This is a genomic window from Bacillus sp. LQ01 (genome assembly GCF_057624735.1).
Genome location: NZ_JBYEZL010000002.1, coordinates 1,370,504 through 1,383,954, shown reverse-complemented (window position 1 = coordinate 1,383,954; position 13,451 = coordinate 1,370,504). Strand labels below are relative to the sequence as shown.

Genomic DNA, 13,451 nt, shown 5'->3' with positions numbered 1-13,451 from the left:
TTAAATAGTTTTCTTTCTTTTTTGAATTTGCTACAATATATTTTATCCCGTATTATTGCAGCGAGATACATTTCGACAATTGAATACATAATTTAAAGAAGGTGACATGATTGGAACAGTCAGCACATGAAGTAGCAAATTGGCAATATTATTTTGCAATTGCCGTATTTTTAATCACGTACGGATTTATTATTTCTGAGAAATTGAATCGTGCTGTAATCGCACTATTCGGTGCTGCTATTATGATTATTTTTGGAGTTGTAGATTTACATACTGCTTTCACATCACATATTCAATGGGAAACGATTACCCTTTTAATTGGGATGATGATTCTCGTACATATTACGAGTCAATCAGGCGTCTTTGAATTTGTGGCCATTAAAGCGGCAAAAGCAGCTGGTGGAAAACCGATTCGCATTTTATTATTACTATCCCTATTAACTGCTGTCGGATCAGCATTTTTGGACAATGTAACGACTGTTTTATTAATCGTTCCTGTTACATTATCCATTACACGTATTTTAAAAGTAAATCCTGTGCCTTATTTGATTTCAGAAGTGCTGTTTTCAAATATAGGCGGAACAGCAACATTAATCGGTGATCCACCTAATATTATGATTGGATCAGCAAACAAGCATTTAGACTTTAACGCCTTTTTACTTAACTTAGCTCCAATCGTAATTATTATTTCTATCGTGACACTTGGCATTATTTACTTCATGTATCGTAACAAACTAAAAACAACACCTGAACAAATCGAAAAACTAATGGCATTAAACGAAAAAGATTACATTAAAGATCAAAGCCTCCTTTTAAAATCTATTTCGATTTTAGGACTAACTATTTTAGGCTTCGTACTTCATTCGATTATTCATGTAGACGCTGCTGTTATCGCGATGACAGGCGCTACACTTCTTATGTTAATCGGCGTGAAAGAACATGATATTGAAGATGTATTTGCCCATGTTGAATGGGTAACCATTTTCTTCTTCGCCGGATTATTTGTTCTCGTTGGCGGGTTAATTGATATCGGACTTATCTCTTCACTTGCAAGAGAAGTAATCGACGTAACAAACGGTGACATCGGATTCGCAGCTATACTTATTTTATGGGTATCTGGCATCGCATCTGCGACAATCGACAACATCCCATTTGTCGCAACGATGATTCCTCTTATTCAAGACTTAGCTACAGGACTCGGACTATCTGTCGATTCTCCGCAAATCGAAGTACTATGGTGGGCGTTATCTCTTGGAGCTTGCTTAGGAGGAAATGGAACACTAATCGGTGCATCTGCAAACGTAGTCGTTGCTGGTATTGCAAAACGTGAAGGACATGGCTTCTCTTATATGGACTTCTTAAAAATTGGTTTACCATTAACTATTGTTGCACTCTTGTTATCACATGCTTATATATATTTACGTTATTTAATGTAAAAGTTGTATTGCATGAAATTATATCGTCAAATACAAAAGGTTTGCAGCATCCGTGCTGCAAACCTTTTTTCATCACCAAAATATACCGATAATTGCTAAACCACCTAAAATCATACCACCAATTTGTCCGACAATTGTTGGTGATAATTGAACACCTTTTCTCACTTCAACAACTGGTCTTTCGTGCCTTAGTTGCTGCACTTCACTTTGAAGTTGGTGCACACTTCCGTGTAACTCTTTAATAAGTTCTTTTAATTCGGCGACCTCTTCATTTACTGGTTTTGCCTTTTCTAAATTCATTTTACATGACTCCTTATAAATTCAATCAACACACTGTAAATTTTCGCCAATTACCATTATATCTCCTGCATACTACATATATAATTTCGAATGTACTTTCTAACCTTGCAGCTCTATCCATTCATCCCGCAATATCCCCATAATCATACGGTCAAAACACTTCCCATCTCTTTGAACCGCTTCTCTCATACAGCCTTCCATTTGAAAACCCATCTTTTTATACAATGCAATGGCAGGTTTATTATACGAAATAACATCGAGACCGATGCGGTGTAAATTCAATTCATAGAAAGCATACTTTAGAATAAGATGTATTGCTTCTTTCCCATATCCTCTTCCTCTATCATTCGCATCTCCTATACCAATGGCTAATAAACCTGTTTTGTTATTCCACTCTATACCATGAATCGCCACAAAACCAATTAAGCGATCTTCTTGAACTGTCCTTACCATGAAAGAAACACTATTCGATCTCCGTCCTTTTAATAACTCATCACTTGCTATTTCTTGTAACGATTGCGGAAACGCTACATCTGTATCGACATTTCTTAAATACTCACTATCCTCTTGCCACATAACCATTACTACAGCATCTGATTCTCTAATAGCGGATAATTTTACAATTTTATTTTGAAAAAGATTCATCGTCATTTCAAACTCCCCCTTTTTTAATAACGGGGATACTTATTTTAGCCTATTTATCCCCTTGTTCCATAAACTGCTTTATAAACGGGATACTTACAATAAGCGCTGACATTGGCACATCTCCTCTACACGAAATTAACTTCATTGTATAATTTTTCATTTATTCTAACAATAATAAAAAGCCCTCCAAATTTAGAGGGCCTTTCCTAATAGCAAAACTATATTATTTCGTAAACATTTTCTCTGCTTCATCCATTGCCATTTTGTTACCTAAAGCAGAATAGTCAAGCCATGGTTGGTCATTGATAATATATACATGCTTGCCTTTAACAGCTTTTAAGTCTTTCCAAATTGGTGTTTCTTGAAGTTGTTTAAATGCAGCTTTTGCTTTATCATCTCTATTTACAACAACGAAAATCGCATCTGCATCAAAGTCAGGTAATACTTCTTGTGAAATGACTTCGAAAGGACGTTTTCCATTGATTTTCTCTACACCATTTGCAGGTTGTAATCCTAAGTCTTGGAATAAAATTGGTCCCATCGGTCTTTTCGTACTAAATACACGTAATTCTTTTGCAGTAACGCGAATTGCCATTACTTTTTCGTTATTACCTAGCTCTTTATCTATTAAACCTTTTACTCGTTTTGATTGCTCTTCGTAATCTTGAATATATTGATCCGCTTCTTTCTCACGGTTTACAAGTTTACCAACTTGTTTTAAATGGTCTCTCCATGTACCTTCATCTAAATTGAAAGTATGCGTTTTTGCAATTTTTTCGTATTTCGCTACATCTTTACCAGCATATTTTTCATCAACATAAATGTCAGTTGGCTTTAATTGAAGTAACGCTTCCATATTCGGATCTGTTACAACACCAAGCTTCTTCGTATCTTTCAACTTCTCTTTAGCGTGCGGTAAGAAATCTTTTAAATCTCCACCAATAACAGAACCTACTGGTGTAATTCCTAATGCAAGTAAATCATTCGTTAAATGAATAGACATAGAGGCGATTTTTGGGTCATTACTTTTTTTCGTTTTTTTCGTTGCCTCTTCATTAGATTTCGTTTGACCACATGCTGCTAGTACTAAAATACACATGATGCTAAATAAAATAGTAAGTTTCTTTTTCATATGTTCTCCTCTTTGAAGTATTTATTTTGTTTTTGTAAGTAAATAAAGAAAATACGGCGCTCCTAAAGCTGCCACTACTACACCAGCTGGAATAGAGTTTGGCTCAAATATAGAACGACCTATCGTATCTGCTAGCACTAAAATAATCATTCCGATAATGCCAGCTAGTGGAAGGAAATGTTGATACGTAGTACCTACTAACTTTCTTGCAATATGCGGAGCAACTAAACCAATAAAACCAATCCCTCCTGCCATCGATACACTCGCGCAAGATAATCCAACCGCTGTAGCTAAAAGGAGTAACCGTTCTTTTTGAACAGAAACACCAAGTCCCGCTGCCACACTATCACCGAGTGACAATGCATTTAACGTTTTAGATTTTAGCCATGCATACGGAGTTAGTATGAAAATCCAAGGTAATAATGCAAGGACATGAATCCAATCCCTTCCCCACACGTTACCAACTAACCATCTAGAAGCGAATGTATATGTCTCATCATTTAACTTGAGAGAGAAAAATAACGAAATTGCACTAAAGCCAGCTGAAACCGCGATACCAACGAGAATAAGTCTAATGGGAAGTAAACCTTTTGATCGATCACTCGCAAGTAAAATAATAAGAAATGCAGCTAATACTCCTCCGCCAAATGTAAATAACGGTATTAATATCGATGCATTCTCATTAATAGAATGAAAGAAAGTAACGAATATAATTAGCCCGAAAGATGCACCTGAATGCAGTCCAAGAATACCAGGATCGGCCAACGCATTCCTTGATAACCCTTGCAAAATCGCACCGGAAATCCCAAGGCCAATACCAGCTAACATTGTGATTATAATTCTTGGCATACGATAATCGTACAGCACGGTTGCACTCTCAAAATCACCATGACCGAAAAGCGTTTGAATTACTTTGAGCGGTGCAATGCTAAGTGTCCCCGTATTTAAGCTAAGCAAAATGACAGCGATACTAATACAACCAAATATTGTAGTTACAGTAACGGCTCTCGTTTTATCTGTGTTTAAAATCTTCTTCACTTACAACTCCCTCCCAACTTTACGTGCTATATAGAGGAAGAACGGAACTCCAACAAGAGCCACCATAATTCCTATCGCCAGTTCTTTAGGAGGGTTTACTGTTCTTGCCCCTAGGTCAGCTAAAACTAATAACATAGCACCTAATAATGCTGACATAGGAATAATGAGTCGATAATTCACACCAACTAATTTTCTAGCAATATGCGGGATAACTAGTCCTACAAATCCAATAGAGCCAACAGCTGAAACAGTTACACCTGCAAGAATGACTACTATAATCATCCCTAGTATTCTCGTTCGGTTCGTTTTTACTCCTAAATTCGTAGCGACATCATCCCCCATTGATATGAGTGAAATAGACCGCCCTAAAATTGTCGCAAAAACAATTGTTATGAGAATAATAGGAACTAAAAATTTCAAGTGTTCCCACTTAACCCCTGCAACACCACCAGCGTACCAAAAAGCTAAATCTTGACTTAAGTCATAATAAATCGCGACACCTGAACTTAACGAATGTAAAAGCGCAGCCATAACTGCCCCAGCGATCGTTAATCTCATCGGTGTTAATCCGCCTGATGTGGCCGATCCGATAATAAAAATGAGTACTGTACTTAAGACCGCTCCAATAAAGGAGACAATCATTAAATAGGAATACGGCATATGCGGAAAAAAGGCAAAACTAAGTGCTACTACAAACATCGCACCTGCATTTATGCCAAGTACACCTGCATCAGCTAAAGGATTTCGTGTTACTCCTTGCATAACAGCCCCAGCGACCGCAAAAGCCGCTCCTACAACTGCTGCGCCAATTACCCTTGGGAGCCTTAATTCGTAAATGATTTGATGCTGCGTTAATTTCGGATTGTAATCAAAAACCGCTGTCCACACCGTTTGCAAATGAATATCCTTTGCACCAAATGCGACGGCCAAAAATATAGATCCAATTAAACATATAATTGTTAAGCTCATAAAACATATGAACTTAATATGTATCCAGCGGTTATTGCCAGCATGTATAGTAGACTTATGTAACATGTTTCATTTCATCCTTTATATGCAGTTGTTTTTTATAATTATTTTTAATTTATAACCATTACTGATAATAATTATCATTTTCATTTAGATATTATATCCTCACTTTTTTTAAATAGCAAACTATTTTTTTACTTCGTTAAATATTAAAATACTTATTACAATTCCCTTCCAAAACTTACAAATACACGCAAAATAGAATACTAGCTTATTTTTAAAAGTGTAGTATACTTAATCATTATTTTGAGTTTTCAAATAAAAACATCCAAGGTGATGCAATGTTATATATAAAACAACTACTCTATTTTACTTATGAACAAGCATTATCCTGCTTATTCCCAGTCGTTATTTTCTTAACACTAGCCCTTTCAAAAATCGTTTCGATCCCAGGGTTATACCGCTACGATTTCATATTCATCGTATGCCTTCTTATGCAGTGGGTTATGTACAAGACTGGCCTTGAGACGAAAGACGAATTAAAAGTAATTACTGTCTTCCACCTCATCGGCCTTTTACTAGAAATATATAAAGTTCATTTCGGTTCATGGAGTTATCCGGAAGAGGCATATTCAAAGGTTTTTGGAGTTCCACTTTACAGCGGCTTTATGTATGCAAGTGTTGCCAGTTACATATGCCAAGCGTGGAGAAGATTGCATTTACAAATGCATCATTGGCCGAAAGCTATTTTTGTAATACCTCTAGGAGCACTGATTTACTTCAATTTTTTCACACATCATTTTCTATACGATTTTAGATGGTTCTTAACGTTACTTCTATTCATCGTTTTCTTTCGAACATTTGTGGAATTTTCATTACGAGGCGTTACATATAAAATGCCGCTCGTTCTCTCCTTTTTTCTTATCGGATTCTTTATTTGGATTGCAGAAAACATCGCAACATTTTTCGGTGCATGGCAATATCCAAACCAACGGGAAGCTTGGAATCTCGTTCACTTAAGTAAAATCAGCTCATGGTTTTTACTCGTTGTTATTAGCATTATGATTGTTACACAACTCAAACATTTGAAAGAGTCGAAAAAATAATGCTGATTATGTAAAAATAGTTAGCCCATCACTAATTAGAAAGTGATGGGCTTTTTACCTTCCTTATTAAAGGATTTACACATTATGAACTACTACTAGCAGAAGATGTTGCTGCAGATGAAGCGGCAATCGTTGCCATCATAGCAGCCTGTTGTGCTTGTATGAGGACTTCTATCATTGTTTGTAAACCTGTGTTGGTAGTTTTACTTTCCTCACCTTTCTGACTTACGAACAGTTGAATAGCAATAAGAATATTTGTATCTGTATGCCAACGGAACAATTTATCCCCCTGCAATTTTTCAATAAATGCTCTAATAGAATGAATCTCTTTTTCTCCATCCTCGAGTAACGCTAGTAACCCGATAGCTGGGTAATGCATCTGTTTTACTTTTACCTTTTCTTGCTTTAACAAATTCCATATATTTGTGCATTTTGCGACTAACAGTTCTTCCCTGACATCCTTCTTTAGTGAAAGAATATGACTCAAAAATTGAAGATCATTCCCTTTATGCAAACCAGCTGTCGCTAGTTTCTGATAAAGGCGTTCCACTCGGTCCATAAGTGTGTCTACATTCTCTGATTGTCCTGCTAATAAAACCGCGAGCGGATAATCATTTGTACTTGTAAGAAAGAGGTGATCCTTTTTCATGCGTTTATATACTTGCATCGAGCGTTGAATGTGCGCGCCATGCTGTTCATTTTCTTCTGTTAAAAGTACAGCTGCTGCGAGATAAGTAAATATACTCCGGCTAAACCCACCAGTGACCAATTGTTCATATAAATCTAAAAACTCCCGAAAAGCTTTCTTGTAATCTGTAAAGTGAATATCTAATGTTGCTGCCACTACAAAACGATGATAAGACTTTAAGTATGAAAACATCCCTACCTGATTCTTAATATAACTACTAATTTCTAAAAAACGTCCGAGATCAAACAGTTTATCACTACCTGCATACATAGCAGCAATCATCATTCCTGTTCGAGAATCGCTCGTTTTCCATTTTAGTTCTCCCTTTAACTGTACATATGTATGTTTATATTGCTCCAACTTTTGCTCTAATGTAATCATAGTATTCACCCCTATTTCTAGTTCTTCTCTATCATTATACTTATATTCCATATTTAGGAATACTACAATTAATAATCACACCATAAAAATTATAAAATCCTCTTATCCTTCTTCATCAGCATCACGATGATAATCCCTAATCCTTCAAGAAGTTAAACAAAAAAGGTAGATAATAATTTATCTACCTTTTTTGTTTATATCATTTAACATTACACCTGTATTGCTTGTTATATGCAATTAAGACTAAAGAGCTTTAATAATACGTTCCATCGCCTTCATTTGTCCAATATGATCAGCTTCATGATAAAGCATCATACCGTAAAGCTCACCAACTGTTTCCAATCCTAGAAATGGCTCTGGCAGTTTATTTTCAAATGCTTCTGCTGGAATTTCTTTAATACGTTTTGCTTGTTCTTTTAATTGGACCGTTAACACTTCTAATGATGGTCCTTCTGTTGTCCATTTAGATGGTCTTGATCCATATCCAAACATACCTGGATATTCAGTTGGTAATTGTTTGAATTCTTTTCCAAACATGAAAACTTCTGCTGCCGTTAATACATGACCGATATGCCAACGAATTGTATTGTTAAAACCCTCTGGCTGCGTATCTGCAATTTTATCATCTAGCGTCTCCATAAATTTAAGTAATGCCCCGCGCGTTATTTCAAATTGTTTTAGACCAATTATTCTATTCATTTTATCGTTCTCCTTCTTCATGTACATTTTATTATGAACTAAGAATGTTCAATTCATTAAAGTTTCACTTTGTTTAATCTATCAGAAACAATGAAGAAATACATCTAATATGCTTAGTAAAAATAATAAAAAGGTTCACCTCTCGTACATATAGAATTACTTATTACACAAATAGTTTAGTAAATAAAAGAGGAGTGTTAATTTCATGTTACATGTTTTAAAACAGCAATATAATCTTATTAGCTCTACAAGAGAAACTCTATTTTCGTTTTTGGAAGAAATCCCAGTAGAAAAATTACATAGCACAGTTCCTAATTTCGGGAGCGGTAGCATTATAAAGACTCATATTCATGTAGCCGATTGCTACCGATACTGGCTTGGATCATTCGCATTTAAACAAAAGCGAGTAGACTTTTCATTTGCTAGCGATTACGAAATTGAGCATGCAGATGTGAAAAAAGTTCGCGCTAGATTTAAGTTAGTAGATGAGACTGTACAACGTTTTTTAGATGAATACAATGACCGTTGGCTCGAAAATATTGCAAATGAAGTAAAGTGGCAAAAAGGGCCTTGGAGTACAACTCCGCTATGGCTTTTAACTCATACGGAAACCCATGAGTTTCATCATAAAGGACAAATTGTATCAATGGCTAGGCACCTTGGATATACTCCTCCTGATACAGACCTTAGTTAATACATTCATGTTCATTTCAAAGCGGAATGAGTAGCAAGAATAATAGTATGATCAAAAAACTCGTTGATACATTTTGTTGTGTATAAAACTTTTATTATTTGTTTTAGGTATACCATACCATTATAAAATTCATGTAACATCGAATTAAGGTTCATATTTTTTATGTAACTCATTGAAGAAAGTTTAAGTATTTATACATTCAATTACTAACTAAAGGAGAAAATTATAATGAGATTAGAGAGCGAAAGAATTTATTTAAGGCCTCTTTGCCAGCTAGATGCTCCTATTATATTAGAAAGTACAATGGATGATGAAATAAGATATATGACTGGAACTAAGTCCACTTTTTCATTGGAGCAAATTACGAAACATATAGATCATATAAATAATGATTCAAGTCGCTATGATTTCGCTATTTGTTTACAAAGTACTGAAGAGATGATTGGAGAGTTGTCGATTTTAGATATCGATGAGGAGAACAAAAGAGCAGGATTCAGAATATCAATGCTTTCCATAGCATTAACAGGACAAGGTTATGGAACTGAAGCTATTAAAATCGTTTTAAGATTTGTTTTTGAACAACTATCATTAAATCGTTTACAGTTAGAAGTATTTAGCCATAATTTACGCGGAATTAAAGCTTATGAAAAAGTTGGTTTTGCAAAAGAAGGAACCTTACGTCAATCTTTATTTTATAACGATACATACTCAGATGAAATTATTATGGCCATACTTAAAAGCGATTATATAGAGAGACCTTTGTAAATGAATGTACTTAATCTATTAAACAATTTTAAAGAACCTTACCACAATAAAATGCAGTAAGGCTCTTTCATTTTTATATCAAATAACAGCTCTTAAAACATGTATAATCGTATCAATACCAAATAGTCTCCGCATAATTATATGCATCACTATTCGGAATTGCATGTTTCCCCTGCGCTTGTGCTTTTCTTGGATCTAAATCATATACCATTGGCGTATAGCATGATGTTTGCCCTTTATTTACAACACCATTTCCTCCAGCACTTCCGCAAGTGTATGCCTTTCCATCTGTTTTTCTAACAATCCTTGCATCAGCTTCATTATTATAAACTGCCAGGCGAGTTACAGTAACTTTTGCCCACGCTGTTTTACACGTCGTGCTAAATTTTAATTCCACATAAGAATTTGAATCAATCCACTTCTTTTCTTTCGTTACTGCTGATTGATCACAACTATTGTAATACGGACTTTTCCCATCATACGAATGGTCTTCTGCAAATGCTTTATCATTATTGGTCGTACTAAACACACTAGTTACGACGAGCAATGCCAGACAAAGACATGCGCTTACCTTTTTAATAAGTTTCACAGGATTCCACTCCTTTATTAATAACGTCCAGTTTTCCCGTAACCATTATTAATCGTCACTGCTTCGGCATCAGCTGTATAACCAAAATCAGCAGTTAAATCAAACACCATTCCTGTATAAGTGCTCGTTTGCCCCGTTTTAATTGCTCCATTACCACTATTAGAATCTACTGATTTTTGGAATACACCATTTTTATATTTATTAATAACAGCGTAAGCATATACTCCTCCAGAAACAGAAGGTGCTGGTTGATCTAAAACAAGCTTAGACCATGCCGCATGACATGTATTACTGTAACGTAAATACACTGTTCCTACTTTTTTACTACCTTCGTACACCGCTGTAGACTTTGCATTAAATCCATCTGCATCACATGTTGTACTTCCCCCGTATACTTTCGTTGTTGCTGGATTTTTTCCGTCATAATAGCTACTCAGATCGGTAGCTGCAAATGTACTTTCTTGAAAACTAAATAATACCCCTACACTCGCTACACTTAACACACATACTTTCATTAACTTTTTAAACATTTTTAATTCCCCCTCAAAATGATTATGTATACTAAACACAACCTATACTGCTGTGTCAGCCCTCCTTCCATGCTTCCTAGAGGCATCTTACAAAAACGAATTAACGTTGTAAATTCCCTTATGATTATTGGAATATACGAAGAACTTTACTTATCCTTGTAAGAAAAAAAGTTGAGAAATACACATTTTATAGCATCCTTTATTTAAAACATAAAAGAACCGATACTTGTTATATTCAAGCATCGGTTCTTTATACAAAATTGCCATTTTTTCTTTTATATAAAATAAATATTTCTCCACTTAATTTGTTGTAAAAAACTCCCTCGTTACATCAATAAATTGCTGCAGTGGTGCTGTCATCCATTTATCTTTATGCCAAGCAATTTGTGTATAAATTGGAGGTATTGTTTCGTTTAACATTAACTCCTTTAACGTCCCTTCCCGTATATCTTTTTCTACTACTATCGCTGGTAAAACGGCTATACCTAAATCTGCAATAACACATTGTTTAATTGCTTCCACACTAACAAACTCAATTTTATTTGCTGGATATAGATCTTCCCCGCGAAATAGCTCTTCAAATAAAGTTCTATATGAGCAGCCTAATTCTGTTAATAAAAGTGTTTCACTCTCTAAATCTTTTATAGAAACAGTAGTCTGTTCAAGTAAAATATGCCCTGGAGCAGCTACTACTTTTAATTCTTCTTTCATAAGTGGTTCCACATGTAAAACATCTTCTGTTTTACATTCGTCCAAAATAAATGCAAGATCTACTTTTCCCTCCATCAATTGTTCCTTCGCATCTTTATTGGAATGTGCTGGTTTAAATATAAGCTTTATTTTGGGGAATTGTATTTTAAACCTCTTTAATATAGAAGGCAGTCTGTATGTACATTGACTTTCTTGTGCACCAATTATTAACGTACCTGCTATTTCCTCATCATCTTTCACGGCCGTCTTTGCTTCGTTACTAAGTGCGATTATCTTGTCTGCATATAGTTGAAACTTTCTTCCTGCTTCAGTTAAGAAAAGACGTTTCCCTAATCTCTCAAATAGTGGTGTATCGAGCTCAGCCTCTAACGTTTTAATTTGTGCTGTAACGCTCGATTGAGCAAAGTTTAATTTCTTCGCAGTTTGTGTAAAGTTCAAAGTATCTGCTGCTACTTTAAATGTAATTAATTGTTTTATCTCCATTTATCATCCCTCTTTTTCAATCGATATTTCCGATTGATTTCATCGGAATAATCCTCTTTGTCTATTGATATTTATATTGTATGATAAAGAGCATCGACAAACAATAAAATGGAGGTATTCCATATGAAAGCACTTTGTTTCGAAACATTCGGAGATGCTGATGTACTTCAATATAAAGAAATCCCTGATCCAATCATTAATCCAAATGAAATTCTTATCCGCACGAAAGCAATCGGTCTAAATTTCGCAGATATTTATAGACGCCGTGGTGATTATCACCTCGCTGGTAACCCTCCTTATATATTAGGTTATGAAGGCGCTGGTATCGTTGAAGAAGTAGGTGCTAACGTTACTACTATCAATCCTGGAGACCGTATTGCATTTGCTGACGTTCCATTCGCAAATGCAGAATTAGTTGCCGTTCCAGCAGAAAAAGCAATCCCGCTTCCAGATTCAATTTCTTTTGAAACAGCCGCTTCTATCTTATTGCAAGGTCTAACGGCACATTATTTAACGAAAGATAGCTATCAAATAAAACAAGGTGATACAGCTTTAGTCCATGCTGCGGCTGGTGGCGTTGGTCAACTTCTTATTCAAATGATTAAACTACAGGGTGGAACAGTAATCGGTCTTACGTCATCAACCGAAAAAACCAAAGTAGCCACGTTAGTTGGGGCTGATCACGTATTTTTATATACTGAAAAATGGCATTCAAAAGTACTTGAAATAACAAATGGTACTGGAGTAAATGTTGTATATGAATCAGTAGGCTCTACACTAGAGAAAAGTTTTAACGCTACTAAAATCGGTGGTACTGTCGTATTTTACGGAATGGCCGGTGGTAATCCTGCGCCCATTGATCCACGTATGCTTATGGATACTTCGAAAACTTTAACTGGCGGAGACCTTTGGAACGTACTTACTACTTTTGAAGAACGTAAACAGCGCTCTACTCAATTATTTGATTGGATCGCTACTGGAAAATTGAACATTGCAAGTCCTACTACATTCTCTTTACAAGACGGTGCCCGTGCACATGAATTATTAGAGAGCAGAAAAAGTACTGGGAAGATTTTATTGATCCCATAATTCATAAAATGAAAAGAAAGCTAGATTAAAATTTTGTGAAGACCTATAGTGAAAAAAATTGATAAATGAAAGGACATAACATATTTTATATAACTAATATGTTATGTCCTTACTTCTTCAAATAACGATCCCATGTATCACTCGAATAATTTTTGAGCTCTTTTCTCAATTAAAACTCCCTTTAATTGCATATGTT

The 13,451-nt window shown here is 35.3% G+C and carries 15 protein-coding genes; 5 read left to right on the top strand and 10 right to left on the bottom strand.

What is annotated here, in order from left to right:
• Positions 1-110 precede the first annotated feature (110 nt).
• Positions 111-1,436, top strand: coding sequence for an ArsB/NhaD family transporter (locus AC22L0_RS19500; protein WP_000437992.1), 1,326 nt, complete (start codon positions 111-113; stop codon positions 1,434-1,436).
• A 72-nt stretch (positions 1,437-1,508) separates the two neighbouring features.
• Here the strand turns inward: AC22L0_RS19500 and AC22L0_RS19495 are convergent, their stop codons facing one another.
• The 5 genes from AC22L0_RS19495 to AC22L0_RS19475 form a co-directional block, all read right to left on the bottom strand.
• The gene (locus tag AC22L0_RS19495) at positions 1,509-1,736 is read right to left on the bottom strand and encodes a coiled-coil domain-containing protein (RefSeq protein ID WP_001047304.1); all 228 of its coding nucleotides are present in this window, start codon (positions 1,734-1,736) and stop codon (positions 1,509-1,511) included.
• A 99-nt stretch (positions 1,737-1,835) separates the two neighbouring features.
• Positions 1,836-2,387 (bottom strand): GNAT family N-acetyltransferase, encoded by a 552-nt coding sequence (locus AC22L0_RS19490; RefSeq protein WP_000178468.1) that lies wholly within the window; start codon positions 2,385-2,387, stop codon positions 1,836-1,838.
• A 217-nt stretch (positions 2,388-2,604) separates the two neighbouring features.
• Complete coding sequence (locus tag AC22L0_RS19485) at positions 2,605-3,513, bottom strand: iron-hydroxamate ABC transporter substrate-binding protein (protein WP_000728198.1); 909 nt, start codon at positions 3,511-3,513, stop codon at positions 2,605-2,607.
• Between the two features lie 21 nt (positions 3,514-3,534).
• The gene (locus tag AC22L0_RS19480) at positions 3,535-4,551 is read right to left on the bottom strand and encodes a FecCD family ABC transporter permease (RefSeq protein WP_048568281.1); all 1,017 of its coding nucleotides are present in this window, start codon (positions 4,549-4,551) and stop codon (positions 3,535-3,537) included.
• Positions 4,552-5,586 carry a FecCD family ABC transporter permease gene (locus tag AC22L0_RS19475; RefSeq protein ID WP_087965027.1) on the bottom strand — a complete coding sequence of 345 codons (1,035 nt, stop codon included), beginning with the start codon at positions 5,584-5,586 and terminating at the stop codon, positions 4,552-4,554. It lies immediately after the preceding gene.
• Between the two features lie 275 nt (positions 5,587-5,861).
• Between AC22L0_RS19475 and AC22L0_RS19470 the strand changes: the two genes are divergently transcribed.
• Entirely contained in the window at positions 5,862-6,626 is a 765-nt protein-coding gene (locus tag AC22L0_RS19470) for a DUF817 domain-containing protein (RefSeq protein WP_087965029.1), read from the top strand.
• Positions 6,627-6,708: 82 nt separating this feature from the next.
• Here AC22L0_RS19470 and AC22L0_RS19465 read toward each other — a convergent pair whose 3' ends face one another.
• Together AC22L0_RS19465 and AC22L0_RS19460 are read right to left on the bottom strand one after the other, a co-directional pair.
• A complete protein-coding gene (locus tag AC22L0_RS19465; RefSeq protein WP_002196760.1) occupies positions 6,709-7,746 on the bottom strand; it encodes a DUF4003 domain-containing protein in 1,038 nt (345 codons plus the stop codon).
• 192 nt (positions 7,747-7,938) lie between these two features.
• Complete coding sequence (locus AC22L0_RS19460; protein ID WP_002196761.1) at positions 7,939-8,415, bottom strand: DinB family protein; 477 nt, start codon at positions 8,413-8,415, stop codon at positions 7,939-7,941.
• Between the two features lie 184 nt (positions 8,416-8,599).
• On the opposite strand from AC22L0_RS19460, the gene AC22L0_RS19455 reads away from it, so the two are divergent.
• Complete coding sequence (locus tag AC22L0_RS19455) at positions 8,600-9,088, top strand: DinB family protein (protein ID WP_000903461.1); 489 nt, start codon at positions 8,600-8,602, stop codon at positions 9,086-9,088.
• Positions 9,089-9,316: 228 nt separating this feature from the next.
• Complete coding sequence (locus AC22L0_RS19450) at positions 9,317-9,853, top strand: GNAT family N-acetyltransferase (protein WP_001235431.1); 537 nt, start codon at positions 9,317-9,319, stop codon at positions 9,851-9,853.
• A gap of 112 nt (positions 9,854-9,965) precedes the next feature.
• Here AC22L0_RS19450 and AC22L0_RS19445 read toward each other — a convergent pair whose 3' ends face one another.
• From AC22L0_RS19445 to AC22L0_RS19435, 3 genes are all read right to left on the bottom strand, one after another.
• Positions 9,966-10,442: a DUF2690 domain-containing protein gene (locus AC22L0_RS19445; RefSeq protein ID WP_000767004.1), complete on the bottom strand. Its 477-nt coding sequence runs from the start codon at positions 10,440-10,442 to the stop codon at positions 9,966-9,968.
• Positions 10,443-10,459: 17 nt separating this feature from the next.
• Positions 10,460-10,972 (bottom strand): DUF2690 domain-containing protein, encoded by a 513-nt coding sequence (locus tag AC22L0_RS19440; protein ID WP_000473748.1) that lies wholly within the window; start codon positions 10,970-10,972, stop codon positions 10,460-10,462.
• Between the two features lie 300 nt (positions 10,973-11,272).
• The gene (locus AC22L0_RS19435; RefSeq protein ID WP_048568285.1) at positions 11,273-12,166 is read right to left on the bottom strand and encodes a LysR family transcriptional regulator; all 894 of its coding nucleotides are present in this window, start codon (positions 12,164-12,166) and stop codon (positions 11,273-11,275) included.
• A 123-nt stretch (positions 12,167-12,289) separates the two neighbouring features.
• On the opposite strand from AC22L0_RS19435, the gene AC22L0_RS19430 reads away from it, so the two are divergent.
• Positions 12,290-13,255 carry a quinone oxidoreductase family protein gene (locus AC22L0_RS19430; RefSeq protein WP_000645263.1) on the top strand — a complete coding sequence of 322 codons (966 nt, stop codon included), beginning with the start codon at positions 12,290-12,292 and terminating at the stop codon, positions 13,253-13,255.
• Positions 13,256-13,451: the final 196 nt, after the last annotated feature.